The organism is Pseudomonas fluorescens (assembly GCF_004683905.1).
Taxonomy (GTDB): Bacteria; Pseudomonadota; Gammaproteobacteria; order Pseudomonadales; family Pseudomonadaceae; genus Aquipseudomonas; species Aquipseudomonas putida_A.
Window position 1 is genome coordinate 5,016,983 of sequence record NZ_CP038438.1, and the last position, 18,215, is coordinate 5,035,197.

At 60.6% G+C, this 18,215-nt stretch carries 14 protein-coding genes; 3 read left to right on the top strand and 11 right to left on the bottom strand.

The genetic code is table 11. The annotated features are described in order from the left end of the window. Positions 1-183: 183 nt before the first annotated feature. Positions 184-1,080 carry a GlxA family transcriptional regulator gene (locus E4T63_RS23090; protein ID WP_171061848.1) on the top strand — a complete coding sequence of 299 codons (897 nt, stop codon included), beginning with the start codon at positions 184-186 and terminating at the stop codon, positions 1,078-1,080. Positions 1,081-1,257: 177 nt separating this feature from the next. Here E4T63_RS23090 and zapE read toward each other — a convergent pair whose 3' ends face one another. The 3 genes from zapE to E4T63_RS23105 all read right to left on the bottom strand — a co-directional run bounded on the left by zapE (position 1,258) and on the right by E4T63_RS23105 (position 4,452). Next, positions 1,258-2,352, bottom strand: a complete 1,095-nt coding sequence (gene zapE, locus E4T63_RS23095; RefSeq protein ID WP_041074841.1) for a cell division protein ZapE — start codon at positions 2,350-2,352, stop codon at positions 1,258-1,260. Between the two features lie 90 nt (positions 2,353-2,442). Continuing rightward, a complete protein-coding gene (locus E4T63_RS23100) occupies positions 2,443-3,798 on the bottom strand; it encodes a tryptophan--tRNA ligase (RefSeq protein ID WP_135296538.1) in 1,356 nt (451 codons plus the stop codon). A gap of 24 nt (positions 3,799-3,822) precedes the next feature. Next, positions 3,823-4,452, bottom strand: a complete 630-nt coding sequence (locus tag E4T63_RS23105) for an alpha/beta hydrolase (RefSeq protein ID WP_097086289.1) — start codon at positions 4,450-4,452, stop codon at positions 3,823-3,825. 144 nt (positions 4,453-4,596) lie between these two features. Between E4T63_RS23105 and E4T63_RS23110 the strand changes: the two genes are divergently transcribed. Further along, positions 4,597-5,031 (top strand): YhcB family protein, encoded by a 435-nt coding sequence (locus E4T63_RS23110; RefSeq protein WP_027612195.1) that lies wholly within the window; start codon positions 4,597-4,599, stop codon positions 5,029-5,031. Positions 5,032-5,284: 253 nt separating this feature from the next. Here the strand turns inward: E4T63_RS23110 and E4T63_RS23115 are convergent, their stop codons facing one another. The 7 genes from E4T63_RS23115 to E4T63_RS23145 form a co-directional block, all read right to left on the bottom strand. Next, a complete protein-coding gene (locus E4T63_RS23115) occupies positions 5,285-6,019 on the bottom strand; it encodes an OmpA family protein (RefSeq protein WP_007961595.1) in 735 nt (244 codons plus the stop codon). A gap of 117 nt (positions 6,020-6,136) precedes the next feature. After that, complete coding sequence (locus E4T63_RS23120) at positions 6,137-6,781, bottom strand: MBL fold metallo-hydrolase (RefSeq protein WP_027612196.1); 645 nt, start codon at positions 6,779-6,781, stop codon at positions 6,137-6,139. 63 nt (positions 6,782-6,844) lie between these two features. After that, complete coding sequence (locus tag E4T63_RS23125) at positions 6,845-9,577, bottom strand: LuxR C-terminal-related transcriptional regulator (RefSeq protein ID WP_134787307.1); 2,733 nt, start codon at positions 9,575-9,577, stop codon at positions 6,845-6,847. Positions 9,578-9,778: 201 nt separating this feature from the next. Continuing rightward, complete coding sequence (locus E4T63_RS23130; RefSeq protein ID WP_027612198.1) at positions 9,779-11,143, bottom strand: DUF1329 domain-containing protein; 1,365 nt, start codon at positions 11,141-11,143, stop codon at positions 9,779-9,781. A 28-nt stretch (positions 11,144-11,171) separates the two neighbouring features. After that, positions 11,172-13,061, bottom strand: coding sequence for a DUF1302 domain-containing protein (locus E4T63_RS23135; protein ID WP_098965554.1), 1,890 nt, complete (start codon positions 13,059-13,061; stop codon positions 11,172-11,174). A 337-nt stretch (positions 13,062-13,398) separates the two neighbouring features. Further along, the gene (locus E4T63_RS23140; protein WP_135296539.1) at positions 13,399-15,081 is read right to left on the bottom strand and encodes a fatty acid--CoA ligase; all 1,683 of its coding nucleotides are present in this window, start codon (positions 15,079-15,081) and stop codon (positions 13,399-13,401) included. 147 nt (positions 15,082-15,228) lie between these two features. Beyond that, entirely contained in the window at positions 15,229-16,413 is a 1,185-nt protein-coding gene (locus E4T63_RS23145; protein WP_135296540.1) for an MFS transporter, read from the bottom strand. 100 nt (positions 16,414-16,513) lie between these two features. Here E4T63_RS23145 and E4T63_RS23150 point away from each other — a divergent pair, with 100 nt between their 5' ends. Continuing rightward, on the top strand, positions 16,514-17,278 hold the full coding sequence (locus E4T63_RS23150) for an AraC family transcriptional regulator (RefSeq protein WP_135296541.1): 765 nt from the start codon (positions 16,514-16,516) through the stop codon (positions 17,276-17,278). Positions 17,279-17,405: 127 nt separating this feature from the next. On the opposite strand, the gene E4T63_RS23155 is transcribed toward E4T63_RS23150, so the two are convergent. Continuing rightward, complete coding sequence (locus E4T63_RS23155; RefSeq protein ID WP_027612203.1) at positions 17,406-18,035, bottom strand: LysE family translocator; 630 nt, start codon at positions 18,033-18,035, stop codon at positions 17,406-17,408. Between the last annotated feature and the right edge of the window lie 180 nt (positions 18,036-18,215).

An 18,215-nucleotide genomic window follows, 5' to 3' on the forward strand; every position in this document is an offset into this window, starting at 1 on the left:
CACTGGACACATCCGACAAAAAATAAGACGATCCAGCCGTCTGGTGACCACTTTCCCTTATAAAAACAAAACAAAAGTTGAATTATGTCCAAGCAAGTCTCCACGCCCTTGCGGCGCGTCAGCATCCTGGCAATCGACCGGGTTTTCGCATCCACACTCATGCAGGCCAAGGATTTCTTCCATCTGGCCAGCCTGCGTTACGGCAAACAACTGGGCCACGGCCTGACACCGGCGTTTGAAACCCGCCTGGTCAGCCCCGACGGCAAACCGGTGAACAGTTTCAGTGACGTGATGATGCCGGTGGACGGCGGCCTGGAAAACGCCGACGTCATCATCCTCCCGGCGTTCTGGGACGACTTTGAAACCCTGTGCGGCCGTTATCCACAAATCCTGCCGTGGCTGCGCGAGCAGCATGCCCGCGGCGCCGTGCTCTGCGGCGAAGCCACCGGGGTATTCTGGCTGGCCGAGGCCGGACTGCTCAATGGCAAGGAAGCGACCACCTACTGGCGTTTCTTCAATGCCTTCGCCGAGCGCTTCCCCAAGGTGTACCTCAATCAGGACAAGCACCTGACCGACGCTGACAACCTGTATTGCGCCGGCGGCACCACTTCGGCCTGCGATCTCTATATCTACCTGATCGAACGCTTCTGCGGCGCCAACGTGGCGCAAGCCGTGGCCCGCGACATTCTGTATGAAGTGCAGCGCAGTTATTCGCCGGGTCGCATCGGTTTCGGCGGGCAGAAGCTGCACCAGGACGTGATCATCCTGCAGATCCAGCACTGGCTTGAAGAGCATTTCGCCGACAAGTTCCGCTTCGAAGACGTGGCCCGCGAGCACGGCATGAGCATCCGCAACTTCATGCGCCGCTTCCAGACCGCGACTGGTGACAAGCCGCTGCACTACCTGCAACGGCTGCGTATCGAGACCGCCAAAGGTCTGCTGTCCGGCAGCCGCAAGAGCATCAAGACCATCAGTTATGAGGTCGGTTACGACGATGCGAGCTTCTTTGCGCGGCTGTTCCGCCAGCACACCGAGCTGTCGCCGAACCAGTATCGGCAGCAGTTTCAGCAGGCAGCATAACTCCCTGCCCACGCACAAAACCACTGTGGGAGCGGGCTTGCTCGCGAAAGCGTACTTTCAGTTGGCATCTATTTAGCTGACACACCGCATTCGCGAGCAAGCCCGCTCCCACAGGGGTACTGCGTCGCATAAAAAAAGGCCTGCAATTGCAGGCCCTTTTTTGTATGCCGAATCTGTTTAAGGCTTGTGCGCCCGGGACAGGAATTCGTGCGATTGCATCTCCAGCAGACGGCTGAGCGTACGCTGGAATTCGAACGTCAGGCGTCCGCCGGTGTACAGGTCTTTCAACTCGACTTCGGCAGAAATGATCAGCTTGACGTTACGGTCGTAGAACTCGTCGACCATGTTGATGAAACGCCGGGCGATGTCGTCGGTGGTGACGCTCATCTGCTCGACGCCGCTGAGCAGCACCGCGTGGAAGATCTTGCCCAGCTCGATGTAGTCGTTCTGGCTGCGCGGACCGTCGCACAGTTCGCGGAAGTCGAACCAGGCCACGTCGTCGCAAGTGCGCAGGGCACGGATTTCGCGGTTCTCGATGATCAGCACATCGTTTTCCACCGCTGCCGTGCATTCCGGTGTCAGGGCCTTGAAGCTCTTGCGCAGGCTTTCATGGGCGGCTTCGTCCAGCGGATAGTGGAACAGCTCCGCTTGTTCGAGGTGGCGCAGACGGTAGTCGACACCGCTGTCGACGTTGACGATTTCGGTGTTCTGCTTGATCAGCGCAATAGCCGGCAGGAAGCGCGCGCGCTGCAGACCGTCCTTGTACAGGCCGTCCGGAACGATGTTCGAGGTCGCGACCAGGGTCACGCCGTTCTTGAACAGCTCTTCCATCAGCGTGCCGAGGATCATCGCGTCGGTGATGTCCGAAACGAAGAATTCATCGAAGCAGATCACTCGCGACTCGGTGGCGAAGCGCTTGGCGATGATGGTCAGCGGGTTTTTCTCGCCGCCGAGGGTTTTCATCTCTTCGTGCACACGCTTCATGAAGCGGTGGAAGTGGGTGCGGGTCTTTTCCTTGAACGGCAGCGCTTCAAAGAAGGTGTCGACCAGGTAAGTCTTGCCGCGACCCACGCCGCCCCAGAAGTACAGACCCTTGACCGGCGTCTGATCCTTTTTGCCAAACAGCTTGCCCAGCAAACCCGGCTTGTTCTGCTCGGCCGCGATCAGATCGTCGTACAGGCGCTGCAGATGACGCACGGCAGTTTCCTGCGCGGCGTCATGGAAGAAGTCCGGGCGTTTCAGATCAGCTTGATATCGTTCTAGGGGCGTCATAATTCGTTAGCAAGGCAACAAAAACGGGCCGTCACTGTAGCGACGGCCCGTAGGAATGGCAATCAGCCCTTGGTCGGGCCGCGCCGCGGATTAGTCCTGAACCGGGGTCAGTGCAACGCGCAGAGCCTCGATGGCCGCGTCTCGCGCAGCAGCATCGGCGAACGCCGGGCTGTCACCAACGCACTCGCCTTCCAGCCACACGCTGAAGCTCAGGTCTTGATTGCGGATGTCCAGCGCCTGACCGGATTGCAGTTGCTTGGTCACTTGGCCGGCGGTTTTGCCGTCGGCAAAGTTGCGCGACAGCAATAGTTGCTCGCCATCAGCCGCCAGCAGACGGAAGCGGAAGCTGCCGTCGTCTTCACGGAAGCTCACGAAACGTGCAGCTTTCACGGCTTTCTTTTTGGTGGTCGCCGCGACTTGCACCTGATTGACGAACGAACGCAGGCCGACCGCTTCACGCAGTTCGTTGAGGAACGGCGTCGCCACCGCACGAGCCTTTTTCGCGCCGTGTTGCAGGATGTCTTCCAGATCCGCCGGGCGCTCGATCAACTGGTGATAGCGCTCGCGGGACTCGCCCAGTTCATTGTCGAGCAACTGGAACAGACGATTCTTCGCCTCGCCCCAACCCAGACCGCCGAGCAGTTCGCTGCGGAATTCGTCCGCCTGCGCCGGTGTGGCGAACGCCTGAAACAGAGTGAACAGGTGCGAGTTATCCGGATCTTTGGCTTCGCCCGGCGCTTTGGAGTCGGTGACGATCCGCGAGATCGCGTCCTTCATCTCTTTGGCGCTGGAGAACAGCGGGATGGTGTTGTCGTAGCTCTTCGACATCTTGCGCCCATCGAGGCCGGGCAAGGTCGCCACGCTCTCCTCGATCAGCGCTTCAGGCATGGTGAAGAACTCTTTGCCTTGGCCGAACAGGTGGTTGAAGCGCTGGCCGATGTCGCGGGCCATTTCCACGTGCTGGATCTGGTCACGACCGACCGGGACCTTGTGCGCGTTGAACATCAGGATGTCCGCCGCCATCAGCACCGGGTAGCTGTAGAGACCCATGGTGATCCCGGCATCCGGGTCTTCACCGCTCTCGACGTTCTTGTCCACCGAGGCCTTGTAGGCGTGCGCCCGGTTGAGCAAGCCTTTGGCGGCGACGCAGGTCAGCAGCCAGGTCAGCTCGGGGATTTCCGGGATGTCGGACTGGCGATAGAAGGTCACACGGTCGACATCCAGGCCACCGGCCAGCCAGGTCGCGGCGATTTCCAGACGCGAGCGCTGGATGCGCAGCGGGTCATCGCATTTGATCAAGGCGTGGTAGTCGGCCAGGAAGTAGAACGAATCGGCATTGCTGTCGCGGCTGGCGAGAATCGCCGGGCGGATGGCGCCGGCGTAGTTGCCCAGGTGCGGCGTGCCGGTGGTGGTGATGCCGGTGAGGATACGGGTACGGTTCGTCATGGGTAATCGCTTGTCAGACTGCAATCAATTCGAGAGACGCGGCAGGATCAGATCCTTGAGATCGGTCAGCTTGCCATGAAAAAAGTGTCCGCATTCTGCCACTTTCAGCAGCTCATGGGGGCGCTGGAGTTTTTCCGACCAGTCGTAGACCAACTGCGGATCGATCACTTCGTCGGTTTCCGGCTGGATCACGGTCAGCTCGCCGTGCTGTGGCAGTTGATCCTGATCGCCCAGGCGCATCACCGCCGGCGCGACCATAAACAACTGCTTGAGCTGCACGCCTTGGGCTTCGAGACGACCGCCGAGACTTGCTGCAACAAATCCGCCGAAGGAGAAACCGAACAGGGTCAGCGGCAGCTCCGGATGCTTTTCCAGTAGCCATGCTGCGGCAGCCTGAGCGTCGTCGACTTCACCGCTGCCCATGTCGTGGGAGCCTTCGCTGGCACCGACGCCGCGATAGTTGAAGCGCAAGGTGATCAAACCTGCGTCGCGCGCAGTGCGCTGCAGGGTCGAGACGACCTTGTTGAGCATGGTGCCGCCCTGCACCGGGTTTGGATGGCAGATCAGCGCAATGCCGACTGGCTGCTCGTTATCGAGGTACAGCGCTTCGATTTGGCCGACTGGGCCGGCAATCACTACAGGGGTTTCACGCATCAGCAAGGAAGGAACTCCGTGACCTCGAATCGGGTCGACTCGTCTAGCAAATTGTCTGTGCCAATCTATTGCGAGTGAATCGCGGTATACAGCGCAGGTTCGAGCCGTTAACGTAAAGCAAAGCCGTTTATAGAGGAAGGACTCGTGGAACACTCGCTCTTAGTTTGGTTGTTACCGACTCTTGCCCTGGTTGTGGGTGTCGCCATTGGATTCCTGATCGCTCGCGTCGCACCGAATGCCGCGCCGAGCCGCACGCAGCGTCAACTGGATGATATCCAGGAGCGTTTCGACAGCTATCAAAACGAGGTGGTCACTCACTTCAACAGCACCGCGACGCTGGTCAAGAAGCTGACCCAGAGCTATCAGGAAGTGCAGGATCATCTCGCCGAGGGTGCCAACCGCCTGGCCCTGGACGAGCAGACCCGTCAACGCCTGATCGCCGCTTTGCACGCCGATGCCGCGCAGGCACCGCGCGAACGCCTGACGCCGCCGCGCGATCAGGAGCCGCCACGCGACTACGCGCCGAAAGCCCCGAACTCGCCGGGCATGCTCGATGAGCATTACGGCTTGAAGAAGTAATCAGCCTTCGCTGCAAGCAAAAAGCCCCCGGACAATTCGGTTGTCCGGGGGCTTTTTTGTATCTGATGATTTGAGGGTGTTGGTCCGGCCCCTTCGCGAGCAAGCCCGCTCCCACAGGGTCATGTGGTGAACGCAGATTCTGTGAACAACCCCCATCCCTGTGGGAGCGGGCTTGCTCGCGAAAGGGCCAGCACGGGCAACCCAAAAAAATGCCCGGTCACAAGACCGGGCATTTCTTCACTCAAGCATTCACTTACGGATACTGCTGAACCGTCCCCGGCTGTTGCTGCTGACCACCATACTGCTGACCCGGAATCGCTTTCAGGTTGACCTCGACGCGGCGGTTCTGCGCGCGGCCATTGACGTCACCGTTGCTGGCAATCGGGTTATCCGGGCCGGCGCCACGGGCCGAGAGGTTGGCACCGCTGACACCTTGAGAAGTCAGGTAGGTGGCCACGCTCTGCGCACGACGCTGAGACAGGTCCATGTTGTGCTGGCGGCTGCCGGTGCTGTCGGTGTAGCCGACGATTTCGATCTGGTTCTGGTTGAACTCTTTCAACGAGTTCGCCAGGTTGTTCAGCGGCTGATAGAAGCTTGGCGCGATGTTCGCCGAATCGGTGGCGAAGGTGATGTTGCCTGGCATGATCAGCTTGATCTGATCGCCCTGGCGCTGCACTTCAACCCCGGTGTTGGCCATGCTGGCGCGCAGCTTTTTCTCTTGCTGGTCGGCGTAGTAACCGTAACCGGCCGCCGAGGCACCAACGACCGCCGCGCCGATCAAGGCACCCTTGCCACGGTTGTTGTGGTCGATGGCGGCACCTGCCAAGGCGCCGGCCAGCGCACCGAGACCGCCGTACTTGGCGGTTTTGCTCATGCCTTGCGAGCCACCGTCGGCCTGCCCCTGATTGTCATACGGGTTGGGCGAGGCGCAGCCGGCCAACATGGCCACAGCGGTAGCAACAATAATCAAACGAGGCGTGGTGAACATGAAAAGCTCCTGGTTTTTTTCGCATTCTGTGTGGCAGCGGCCCTAGGCAATAGACCTGTGCGGGCGTTGGATCATGACAATGCCGAAAAATTCCGCCGCACACTCATGACAAAATGTTTAGGCGCGCACGAACGGGTTTTCGCGCATTTCATCCCCGAGACGCGTGTCCGGGCCATGTCCGGCAACCACGATTGCGTCTTCGTCGAGGGTGTACAGCCGCTGCTTGATCGATCGCACGATGGTCGCCTGATCGCCGCCCCACAAATCCGTGCGCCCTACCCCGCGACGAAACAGCGTGTCGCCGGCAATCAACAGCTTAGCCTCGGAAAACCAAAAGCTCATGGAACCGGGCGTATGTCCCGGCGTATGCAGCGCCACGCCGCAGCCGCAGGCCAGTTCTTCATCGTCGCTCAACCAGCGATCCGGCGACGGCACCGGCGTGTAGGGCACACCGAACATCTGGCATTGCATTTCAAGGTTGTCCCACAGGAACTGGTCTTCCTTGTGCAGATGCAGGGTTGCGCCAGTCTTTTCCTTCATCTGCCCGGAGGCGAGGAAATGATCGAGATGCGCGTGGGTGTGGATGATGCTGACCACTTTCAGGCCATGGGCATCCAGGCGCGCCATGATCAGGTCAGGGTTGCCGCCCGGATCGACGACGATGGCTTTTTTAGTGATCGGGTCGCCGATGATCGTGCAGTTGCATTGCAGCGGGCCGACAGGGAAGGTTTCGCGGATGAGCGCAGGCGCTGGAACAGTCATGGGGCAATCCTGATCAATATTCGACGGCGGCGAAAACCGCTGATGTCGAAGATTTTAGCGGGACTAGATCATTAACCCCAGCGCCTTGGCGCGGGCCACCGCCTGAGTACGCCGCTCAACCCCCAACTTGCTGTTGATATGGCTGGCATGGGTTTTCACCGTATGCAGCGAAATGAACAGTTGCTCGCTGATTTCCTGATTGGAACAGCCCTGGGCAATCAAACGCAGCACCGCCAGCTCGCGACTGCTGAGTTGTTCGGCAGATCCACATTCAATGACAGGACGGGCAACCACCAGCGGAAAATGCGTCAGCAACTGCTGTCCTGCCAGTGCTGGCGAGTTTTGCAGCTGGCTGCGCAGCCAGTCCGGATGCGCGTTGATCAAGGCGTCAAATGGCTGTATCACGCCGCCCGTCGCCGCTTCCAGCGCCTGGTTCAATGCTTTGCGTGCCTCGGATTCGCGACCACTGCTCAGCAGCAAATTCACTTTCTGCGCCAGCGCCATCACACACAGCAACTGGCGCCCGGTTTGCTGACCGTTTTCCAGCAACACATTCAACCGCCCTTCGGCGAGCATCGGCTGGCCCTTGATCACGTCGAGCAACGCTTGTTGCAATTCCACATGCAGCGGCAGCTGTGGATGAAATTCCGGTGGTGCGGCTGCACGTTCGCCGGTGTAGGTCTGGCCCAGTCGTGCCAGCCAGGCTTCGGCCAGATCAGTGCGGCCTTGCGCCAGCCACAGTTCGCATTTGACCAGGGTGATCATCGCCAGATAGTAGATCGGCGGCACATCCCATATATGCATCAGACGCTCGGCTTCAGCGAGTTCGGCGAAGGCCTTGGCGAATTCGCCGAGGCTGCCGTCGAGACGGGCGATCACGCAGTGACCGATCAATACGCTGATATCGCGACAGGCCCGCGCTTCGGCCAGACCGCTCAGCAATCGGGCCCGGGCCTGCTGCGGTTGCAAGCGCATCGACAGCAGAAAACCTTCATACAGCGTCAATCGCGCACGCACCGCGTACAGACGTTGCGCCGACAACCCGCGCAGACGATCAAGACCCTGATGCACCTCATCCAGTGCCCGCAGAATTTCCCCGCGCGATTGCAGGACCCGCGCCCGGTCGTAATGCGCCAAGGCTTCGAACAACGGATTGCCGACCCGCTGCGCCAGCTCGAGGGATTCTCGATTCAAGCCCCGCGCACGCCACAGGTCACCGTCGGCGATCGCCAGATTGGACAAGGTCGACAGGCACATCAGGCGTTGCCCGTAACGTTTCACCGGCAGGCTTTCCAGCGCTTCGCTGCAATAGCGCTGGGTCAGCTCACGATGCCCGCGCCCGCGGGCGATGATGCCGCTGAGCGCCAGCCATTGCGCGAGCATCGACTTCTGCGCCGAAGCCGAAGGCGCCGGCAGGAAACGACTTAAATGACTGGCCAGCTCTTCAGCGGCATCCAGCTGACAGGCCAGCCCGAGCGCCCAGCTATAGAGCACGATCAAGCGTGGGGTGCTGATCAGCAGACTGTCGGGCAAGTCCATTTTCCAGCGCAGCAGCATGCCCACGTTCTGCTCGGCGAGCAGTTGTTCCTCGGACAGGTTCTGCACCAGATTCGCTGCGACATCCAGATGGCCGGCGCGCAAGGCCTGCTCCACCGCTTCGTCGAGCAGCCCTTGAGCATTGAACCAGCGACAGGCGCGCAGGTGCAGGGTCGCCGCCGGCACCAGCGTCTGGGTCACGGGACGGCTGCGCAGCAGATCGGAAAATAAATGGTGATAGCGATACCAGTGACCGTGTTCGTCCAGCGGCACCAGAAATACCTGATGCGCCAACAGAAACCGCAGGATTTCGGCGCTGTCGTGGGCTTCGCGCACCGCGTCGCACAGCTCGCTGCAAAAGCGCTCTTGAGGGGCGGTGTCGTAGAGAAACGCCTGCACCTCGGCCGGCAGGCAATCGATCACTTCTTCCAGCAGGTAATCGCGGATCAGCCCTTCCCCGCCGTTCAGCGCGGGTGGCAACGGAGCCCCGCTGCCAGCCTCGGAGACCGCAAGCAACCAGAAACGCAGTCCGGCCACCCAGCCTTCGCTGCGCTGGATCAGGTTTTCCAGCGCTTCGCCGCGCAATGAACTGCTGTGTCGATCAAGCAGCGTCAGGGCCTCATCGTGGGTCAGGCGCAAGTCCTGCTCATGCAGTTCGAGCAACTGGCGCGACAGGCGCAGACGCGCCAGATGCCAGTCCGGGCGCTGCCGACTGGTGACCATGACCAGCAAGCCATCGGGAAGATGATTGAGGAAAAACTGCAGGCAACGGTCGAGTACCGGGCCTTGGGCGAGATGGTAGTCGTCGAGCACCAGCAACAGCGGCGCCGTCGGTTGCAGTTGCAGGGCCAGTTCATCGAGCAAACCATCGAGCCATTCTTCGAAGGCGAACGGCTGATGGCGCTGGCGCATCTTCAACAGGCCGAGTGCACGACTGCCCAGATCCGGAAAGTAGTCCTGCAGTCCCTCCAGCAATCGCTCGAGAAACCGCCCCGGATCGTTATCCCGTGGGCTCAATCCCAGCCAGAGACTTTGCCAGTGCCCCGGCAGGCTCTGACAGAACTCCACCGCCAGCGAACTCTTGCCGAACCCGGCCGGAGCGCACACCAGTAACAGACGTCCACCGAGCCCGGTTTGCAGGCGCTCGCAGAGACGTGGCCGCAAGACGTATCCGTCCGGCAGCGGAGGACGGAAAAAACGTCCGTCCAGTGCCGCGACGGCAACGCTTGCGGGACCCGGAAGTGGGGACAGATCAGTCATGGCCGGCTCTTGTTCGAATGGCTGTTGGCGGCGTAGCAGATGTCCGCAGCCTAGCCTTAAACGTAGCGGTTATGAAGGTTGCTGCTACAAATGGCTACAAAAAGACTGTCGAGAGCCGGCAGCTCCTACAAAATCAACGCCAAAAAAAACGCCCCGAACCAGTCGGGGCGTTTTTTCGAGGATGCGGCCTCGGGTCAAAGCTTAGCGGATACCGTCCTGGCCCAGGTTGCCCGGCTGGAATTCACTCTTGGTGGCAGAGAAACCGAAGTCATACGCTGATTTTTCTTCGTTCTTCATGCCCAGCGCCAGGTAGCGACCCGATTGCAGGTCGTACAGGGCTTCCAGCGCGTACCACGGCACTTGCTTGTCGTAGTAGTCCTCGGCATGCGCTTCGGCGACACGCCACAGCTGACCGCGACCGTCGTAGTGGTCGATGACCGCTGCCTGCCAGGTGTCTTCGTCGATGTAGAAGTCACGTTTGGCATAGATATGGCGCTGACCCGGTTTCAGGGTGGCGACCACGTGCCAGACACGACGCAACTCGTAACGGGTCAGGTCCTGGTTGATATGGCCGGCCTTGATGATGTCTGCGTACTTGAGAGTCGGCGAGTCGATCTTGTAGCTGTTGGAGGCAATGTACATCTCTTTCTTGCCTTCGAGCTTCCAGTCGTAGCGATCCGGCGCACCGTTGTACATGTCGAGGTTGTCGGAGGTACGCAGACCGTCCGCCGCAGTGCCCGGGCCGTCATAGGACACTTGCGGTGCCTGACGCACACGACGCTGACCAGTGGCGTAGACCCACGCCTTGCGCGGCTCCTTCACCTGGTCGAGGGTTTCGTGCACCAGCAGTACGGTACCGGCCAGACGTGCCGGCGCGGTCACTTTCTGCTTGAAGTAGAACAGGATGTTGCCCGGGTTGGCCGGATCGTAGTCCTTCATCTTGTCGCGGAACACGAACTGGTCCTGGAAGTACACCAGGCTGAACGAGCCGTTGGTTTGCGGAGTCGCCTGGGTCACCAGACGGGTCACGCTGCCACCGCGATAGCGGGTGATGTGGTTCCAGATCACTTCCAGACCGCTTTTGGGAATCGGGAACGGCACGGCGGTATCGAAGTTTTCCAGACCGTTACCGCCTGCGACCAGATTGGTGGTGGTGGCGTTTTTCTTGATCGCGGCGAACACATCATCCGGCACGGTCGAGCCGCGATGGGACGGATAAACCGGAATCTTGAAGGTGTCCGGGTAGCGCTTGAACATCGCGTACTGGCCCGGAGCAAGCTTGTCCTTGTACTGCTCGACGTTCTGCGCGGTGATGGTGAACAGCGGTTTTTCACTGCCGAACGGATCGGACAGGAAGCCCTTGCTGTCGACCGTGCCGGCATTTTTCGCCAACGGTTTCCAGGCAGGGATCGAACCGTCGGCGTTGCCGGCCATTTCGGCGCCCATCGGGGTCAGGCTCTTGCCCAGCTTGTCGGCTTCGGCGGCGGGAACGGCCGCCATGACGCTGGTCGCCAGCAGCGACAAACCCAGAACACTCGCGTGGAACAGACTCTTTGTTATTTTCATATGTGTGTTCGTCCTGAAAAAACTGTGCTTAGAAGTTCACGCCGACGCTCAAGGCCACGAAGTCACGATCGTCCACGGTCGTGTAGTCGCCGCCAAAGAAGTTGGTGTAGGCCAGGCTCGCCGTGTAGGTGTTCTGGTATTCGGCATCGAGACCGAGGCTGATGGCCTTGCGACCTTCCTCGAAGTTGCCGCCAGGGCCTGGCGAGTAACCTTTCACGTCGTGCGACCAGGCCACGTTCGGCTTGAGGTTCACACCGGCAAACACGTCGCTGTAATCCCAGATGGCACGAGCGCGATAGCCCCACGAAGTGGCCGTGGTGAAACCATCGTTGTTGCAGTTGCTGGAAACGTTGTCGCGCGAAGCCCCCGGCCCGGCACCGTTGATGGTGGAGGTGTTGAGGATCTGCGAGCAGGTGTTGAGACCTCCCGTGGCAGGCAGTTCGCCCGGGCCGAACACCGGATCGCGACCGTAACGGGCTTCGGATTTGCTTTCCAGACCACCGACGTGGGTCACGCCGACTTCACCCACCAGGGTCAGCCGGTTGGCGCCCATCACCTGATCGAAGAAGTGCGTCAGGGTGGTTTGCAGTTGGGTGATTTCTTTACGGTTGTAACCGTGCAGATCCTGGCCCGGCACGCCGTTGAGGACCGACGCGTTGGTCAACGCGCCTCCCAGCGGACGTACGCCGGCGAACAGGATGTCGGTGGAGTTCAACTGCACCGGAGCATTCGGCCGGTAGCTGACTTCACCGCTCCACGCCGTACCGGTAGGCAGGGTAGTGGAGAAGCTCAGACCGTACAGGCGAATGTCTTCAGGGTATTCGATGAAGTATTCCGAGTTGCCTGCCACGACCAGCGGGCCCAGTGCCTGGAACGGCCCTGGCAATGCCTTGACGCCGTTATAGATCGACTGGGGCGCGCCGGTGGCGCTGAAGATCGGCGCACGGCTGTGGTAGTTCATGAAGTAGGCGCCGAACTCGGTGGCCAGCGGGTCGAACATGTACTTGGCGGAAACGCCCCACTGCCCGCTGTCACGCGCGTTGCGGTTGGGCGAACGGCGCACCAGCACGCCCTCTTCGTTGACGTCGACACCAGCGTTGGCCAACGGCCCGAGCGCAATACCCGGAATGGTCGAACGCTTGTTCAGTACCCGCAGGTTATCGTCGCAACCGGTGGTCACGATGTCCGGCTGCGAGAAGAACGTGCCGCAGTTGTCGGTCACGGTCTTCTGCCAGTCGATCTGGTAGAAACCTTCGGCCGAGAGGTTTTCGGTGAGGCTCTGGGATACGTAGAACATGTTGACCGGGATCAGACCTTCCTTGATCTCGGCACCCGGACGGCGGAACGCGGACACGTCGATCGGGTTGATCGAGTTGATGCCGCCACCGATGAAGGTACTTTCGCCCCAGTTCACCACCTGCTTGCCCAGACGCACCGAACCCGGCTCATCGGCAATCGAGTAGTTGTGGTAAACGAAGGCGTCTAGGATCTGCCCGCCGGAAGAGCGCGCCGCGACGTCGCGGTTGTGGTTGCTGACGTCCTTGTATTCCAGGTCCTGATTCTGCAGCGCGAAGTCGTACCAGTATTTGCCCCGGACGAAGACCCCGGTGTCGCCGTATTTCAGTTCCAGATCATGGATGCCCTTGAAGATCTTCGAGAAGGCTTGCCCGCTCTTGAAGTTCAGGTGGCCGTTGTCGGAGGTCTGGGACAGGCCCTTGCCGCCGTTGTTGACACCAATAAGGTCCTTGTTCGGCTGCTGGGTCGAGATACTCATGCCCAGGGAGAGCGAGGAGTCGAACTGACCTTCGATTTCACCGACGTTGAAACTGACGCCGAATGCGGGCCCGGCGAGCGTAGAGGCAAGACTGACGGCCAGAGGCAGTTTAGCCCGGCGCCAGAACTGGTTTACTGATGTCATCGACGCTACTCCATGTGCATTATTGTTATGGCAGTGAGTACTTTTAAAAACGCCTGGAAGACCGGGAGCCAGTAGCCACCCGACGTCACTCCAAAGTTGCATCGCCCCTGTTCGTGCGTGTGCCCCGTTCTTAAAAATCCTTGAGCGGACTATAGCCAGCAGGGGGTACTGCTTGATCCCTCTAAAGTGTGATTTGCAGCTGCCGGCCACTCTGGAACAGTCCTTTCGCCAGTCCGACACATGTCGGCACGGCAAGGATGGCTGAATTTTTCGATTTAACAAGCCAAGCGCTTGCTTGGTGGGTCTGGCGCGCCGGTTTCGGCGCGCCAGCAGACACTCAAAGTGTCGAAAGGAAGGTGCTGTTGTTGGCCTGCCATTCGGTGATGTCGAGGCGGATGCGCTTCTTGTCGAGCTTGCCGACACTGGTCTTGGGAATTTCCGTAACAAGGGCAATCTGACTTGGAATCGCCCACTTGCTCAGGTGCCCCAATTCCACGAACGGCTTGAGGTGTTCCTTGAGCTCGCGCGCACCGATCTCGTGCCCTTCGCGGATCACCAGCAGTGCAAACGGCCGCTCGCCCCACTGCGGATCGGCGATGCCCACCACTGCTACTTCGCGTACCGCCACATGACGGCTGATCAGGTCTTCGAGGTCCAGCGAGGAAATCCATTCGCCGCCAGTCTTGATCACATCCTTGATGCGGTCGCGGATGTCGATCACGCCCATGCTGTCAAGCGTTGCCACATCGCCAGTGTGCAGCCAGCCGCCGGCCCAGAGCTCGGCGCCCTTCTGCGGTTCGTTGAAATAGCCTTCGGTGAGCCACGGCGCGCGCAGCACCAGTTCGCCCTGGGTTTCGCCGTCGGCGGGGAGGAAGTTGCCCTCGGCGTCGACGATCGCCGCTTCCACCAACGGCCCCGGCACACCGGCCTTGATCCGGTAAGTGGTGCGTTCGTCTTCGGTGCCGGCCATCAACTCGTCGTTCAAATGCGCACAGGAAACCAGTGGCCCGGTCTCCGACATGCCGTACGCCGCCGTCAGCTGAATGCCCCGGGCCTTGGCGGTTTCATACAGCGTACGGTTCAGCGCACTGCCACCGATGACGATCTTCCAGCCGCCGAAATCGGTGCCCTGCGCGCCTTTGGCGTTGAGCAGCATTTGCAGGATGGTCGGCACGCAGTGGGAGAACGTGACCTTCTCCTTGCGCCACAACTCGACGAGGAATTCCGGGTCGTAACGCCCCGGATAAACCTGCTTGAGCCCGAGCATCGTCGCCACGTACGGCAAACCCCAGGCATGCACATGGAACATTGGGGTGATCGGCATGTACACGTCGTTGGTGCCGAGCAGGCGCACGCTGTCGATCGCGCCCATGATCGTCGACACGCCCATGGTGTGCAGCACCAGTTGCCGATGGGTGAAGTACACGCCTTTCGGGTTGCCGGTGGTGCCGGTGGTGTAGAAGGTGGTGGCCACCGAATTTTCGTCGAAATCCTGGAAGTCGTACTGCGCACTCGCGGCGGCCAGCAGTTGTTCGTACTCGCCGACCAGGTTCGGCAGCTCGGCGGTCTTTTCCGGCAGATCGGTCAGCAGCAGGGTTTTCTCGACGGTGGTCAGGTGCGGCGCGATGGCCTGGTACAACCCGACGAACTCGCTGTTGACCAGCACGAAGCGGTCCTCGGCGTGGTTCATGGTGTAGAGGATCTGTTCCGGCGACAGACGCACGTTGATGGTGTGGATCACCGCGCCGATCATTGGAATGGCAAACATGCATTCGAGGTAGCGATGGCTGTCCCAGTCCATCACCGCCACGGTGTCACCCGCCTTCACCCCCGCCGCCGTGAGCACGTTGGCCAGCCGCGCTACGCGCTCGATCAGGGTCGGATAGCTGTAGCGCAACTGGTCTCGGTAGATGATCTCGCGGGTTTTCTCGTAACGGGCGCCGGACATCAGCAGCCGTTTGATCAGCAATGGATACTGGTAGGCCCCATCGGCCGGGGGAATGACGCGAGTCTGCAACATATGAATCCCTTTTCTGGCTGCACGGTGTTGGCGTAGAGAGCGTTACTCTAGAGCCGTTATACCCCAGTCAAATCAGCCGAAGGAATGATTTGCACAGCCGTACAAATGCTAGCTTTGCGCCAGCATTTGTCGGTATTTCAGCGCCGATCAGGCCGTTTGCCCTACAGCCGCTTCTGAAGGCGTCCGTGGGAAAACCAGCGCAGCAAGGAAGGTCAATGCGCCGAAACCCGCCAGAATCAAGTAAAGCCCGACAAAACCATGGCGCGGCTCGATGTAGGCAATCAGCGGAATCGCTGTCGCACTGGCGCCGAACGACAGGCAGTAACGCAGGGCGAAGACCCGCGATTGCCACTGCGGCGCGACGAAATTGGCGACCATCGAGTCGTTCACCGTCACCTGACCGAACACCACGAACATGAACGCCGCACCGAGCACGATCACTGCCCAGCCATCGACATACGCCATGGCGTACAACAGCGGCGCCTGAAACAGCGTCAACACAATAAACGGCCATTTCAGGCTGACTCGGTGCAGCACCTGGCCAATGCTCAACTGCGCGACTGCACCAAAGGCATACGCGAGGCTGACCACCACGCCGAGGGTTTGCGGCGAGGCGAACAGGTCATGCAGACGTTCCTGAAACAGCTTCGGATAGGTCATGGTGGTGGCGTTGAACACCACGCCACCGGTGGCCGTCGCCAGCGCCAGCACGCCGAATACCATGAGCATCGAAATCCGCTGCCCGGCAGCGCCCTTCAGTGCGGTGTGTGGACGCTGCGGGATCGGCTCTTCACGCACCTGCAAGGCAAAGCCGATTCCCAGCATGATCGCCACCACCCCCGGTAACACAAAGGCCGACCGCCAGCCGAACTGCGCCACCAGCAACCCGGTGATCAGCGCCGAGAACGCTACGCCGAGGTTGCCCCACATGCCATTGATGCCGATCTCCCGCCCGCGATTCTGCGCGTAGGCCACCAGCATCGCGGTGCCCACCGGGTGGTAGATCGCGGCGAAAATGCCGATCAGGGTCAACCCGATCACCAGCATCGTCGGGCTGGTGCTCAGCCCGGTGAAGATCGCCGAGGCGCCGATGCCGAAGAAAAACACCAGCATCATCTGCCGCCGACTCCAGTGATCGCCCAGCCAGCCGGCCGGTAACGAACAGGCGCCAAAGGCAATGAACCCACCCAGCGAAAGGCCGATCAGCGAGGCGTAGTCGAGGCCGAAGGCCTGGGTCATGCCGAGCACGGCGGCGGGGAAAATCAGCATGAACATGTGATCGATCACATGGGCGGCGTTGACGTAGCGAATGACGTTTCGAGATTGATTCATGGCGGCACGCTTGTGTTTGTTATGGGCGGATTGTTGTCAGCGGCTTTATGCTAAGTTGGCGAAAAAGCGCATACCTGCCAACCAGGTCATCGAATCCGACATGTTGATCAGCCACTTCGAACACGGTCCGGTGAGCGCCTATCCCCGGGATTATCTGGACGGCGCGCACCAGCCGCTGCATCTGCACCGCGAGGCGCAGTTGCTGTACGCCGTCCGAGGGATCATGCGGGTGGTCACCGACCTCGGTGCCTGGGTGATTCCGCCAAGCCGCGCAGTGTGGATTCCGCCGCAAGTCGCGCACGAGATTTTCATGTCCGGCGATGTGCAGATGCGCTCGCTGTTCATTGCCCCCGAGCTGTCACCGGCCAGCCTGCAACAGTGCTGCGTGCTGGCGGTGACGCCGCTGCTGCGCGAGTTGATCCTGCGCGCCGTACAGGGCCCGCCGCACGCGGACAATCCGCTGATCCAGCAGTTGATGCTGGAAGAGCTCGCCAGCCTGGAAAACCTGCCGCTGCACATTCCGATGCCCACCGACCGACGCCTGCAGAACATCTGTCTGGCGTTGCTGCACACACCGGATCACCCCAACACCCTGGAAGACTGGGCGCAGCAGGTCGGCGCCAGCTCACGCACTCTGGCGCGGCTGTTCCAGCGACAACTGAAGATGAGTTTCAACGCCTGGCGCCAGCAACTGCGCCTGATGGAAGCGCTGCCGCGCCTGCTCGCCGGGGACAGCGTGCAGAGCGTGGCGCGGGATCTGGGGTACGGCAGCGCGCGGGCGTTCAGCGCGATGTTTCGCCGGTTGCTCGGGGACAATCCCCGGGAGTACCTGAATAATCTGAGCAAACTCAGCCAACTCGTGTAGGAATTCCCCATCACCCTGTGGGAGCGAGCTTGCTCGCGAAAGCAATCTTCCAGTCACCTGTGATATCGACTGATCCGACGCCTTCGCGAGCAAGCTCGCTCCCACAGTTTTGATCGGGTTTCAGCTCTTAGTGCATCTCGGTAAACGCGATTTTCACGCCGAGAGCGATCAGCACCGCGCCCATGGTGCGGTCGAACCAATGGCCCATGCGGGCAAAACCGGCACGTACACGTTGCTGACTGAACAGCATCGCCACCAGGCAGAACCAGAAAGCGGTCGCAACGGCCAGGTAAACCCCGTAACCCGCCTGCACCGCCAGTGGCGTGTGCGGGTTGATCACCACGGTAAACAGCGACAGGAAGAACAGCGTGGCTTTCGGATTCAGACCATTGGTCACGAAGCCCGAGGTGAACGCGCCGCGCGCGGTGCGCACGCCGGCTTCCTTGTGCAGATCATCGGTAACGGTTTTCGCCGGCTGCGCGCGCAAGGCCTTGAAGCCGATGTACAGCAGGTACGCGGCGGCGGCCCATTTCAAGGCGTTGAACAGCACGATCGACTGCGAAACGATCAGGCCGATGCCGAGCAGCGAATAACCCACATGCAGGAAAATCGCCGTGCCCACACCCAGCGCGGTCCAGGTGCCGGCGCGACGACCATGGGTCACGCTCTCGCGCACCACCACGGCAAAGTCCGGGCCGGGGCTGGCCACGGCCAACAGATGGATCAGTGCAACGGTCAAGAACTCGGTCCAGTACATGGGGGCTCCTCTGGGGGTGATCATCAGCTTGAACACATCGCCTGAATGCTTTTCCCCTGTGGGAGCGGGCTTGCTCGCGAATGGCGTTGTGTCAGGCAACCTTTATGGGTCTGACACGCCCTCTTCGCGAGCAAGCCCGCTCCCACAGGTTTTGTGAGCACCTCGGGCACTGCGTAACGT

Excerpts from the sequence above, each read along its gene's own strand:
- E4T63_RS23135 (WP_098965554.1), bottom strand. The coding sequence starts at position 13,061 with ATGACATCAGTAAACCAGTTCTGGCGCCGGGCTAAACTGCCTCTGGCC.
- E4T63_RS23120 (WP_027612196.1), bottom strand. The coding sequence starts at position 6,781 with ATGACTGTTCCAGCGCCTGCGCTCATCCGCGAAACCTTCCCTGTCGGC.
- E4T63_RS23105 (WP_097086289.1), bottom strand. The coding sequence starts at position 4,452 with ATGCGTGAAACCCCTGTAGTGATTGCCGGCCCAGTCGGCCAAATCGAA.
- E4T63_RS23150 (WP_135296541.1), top strand. The coding sequence starts at position 16,514 with ATGTTGATCAGCCACTTCGAACACGGTCCGGTGAGCGCCTATCCCCGG.
- E4T63_RS23100 (WP_135296538.1), bottom strand. The coding sequence starts at position 3,798 with ATGACGAACCGTACCCGTATCCTCACCGGCATCACCACCACCGGCACG.
- E4T63_RS23125 (WP_134787307.1), bottom strand. The coding sequence starts at position 9,577 with ATGACTGATCTGTCCCCACTTCCGGGTCCCGCAAGCGTTGCCGTCGCG.
- E4T63_RS23140 (WP_135296539.1), bottom strand. The coding sequence starts at position 15,081 with ATGTTGCAGACTCGCGTCATTCCCCCGGCCGATGGGGCCTACCAGTAT.
- E4T63_RS23130 (WP_027612198.1), bottom strand. The coding sequence starts at position 11,143 with ATGAAAATAACAAAGAGTCTGTTCCACGCGAGTGTTCTGGGTTTGTCG.
- E4T63_RS23145 (WP_135296540.1), bottom strand. The coding sequence starts at position 16,413 with ATGAATCAATCTCGAAACGTCATTCGCTACGTCAACGCCGCCCATGTG.
- E4T63_RS23155 (WP_027612203.1), bottom strand. The coding sequence starts at position 18,035 with ATGTACTGGACCGAGTTCTTGACCGTTGCACTGATCCATCTGTTGGCC.
- zapE (WP_041074841.1), bottom strand. The coding sequence starts at position 2,352 with ATGACGCCCCTAGAACGATATCAAGCTGATCTGAAACGCCCGGACTTC.
- E4T63_RS23115 (WP_007961595.1), bottom strand. The coding sequence starts at position 6,019 with ATGTTCACCACGCCTCGTTTGATTATTGTTGCTACCGCTGTGGCCATG.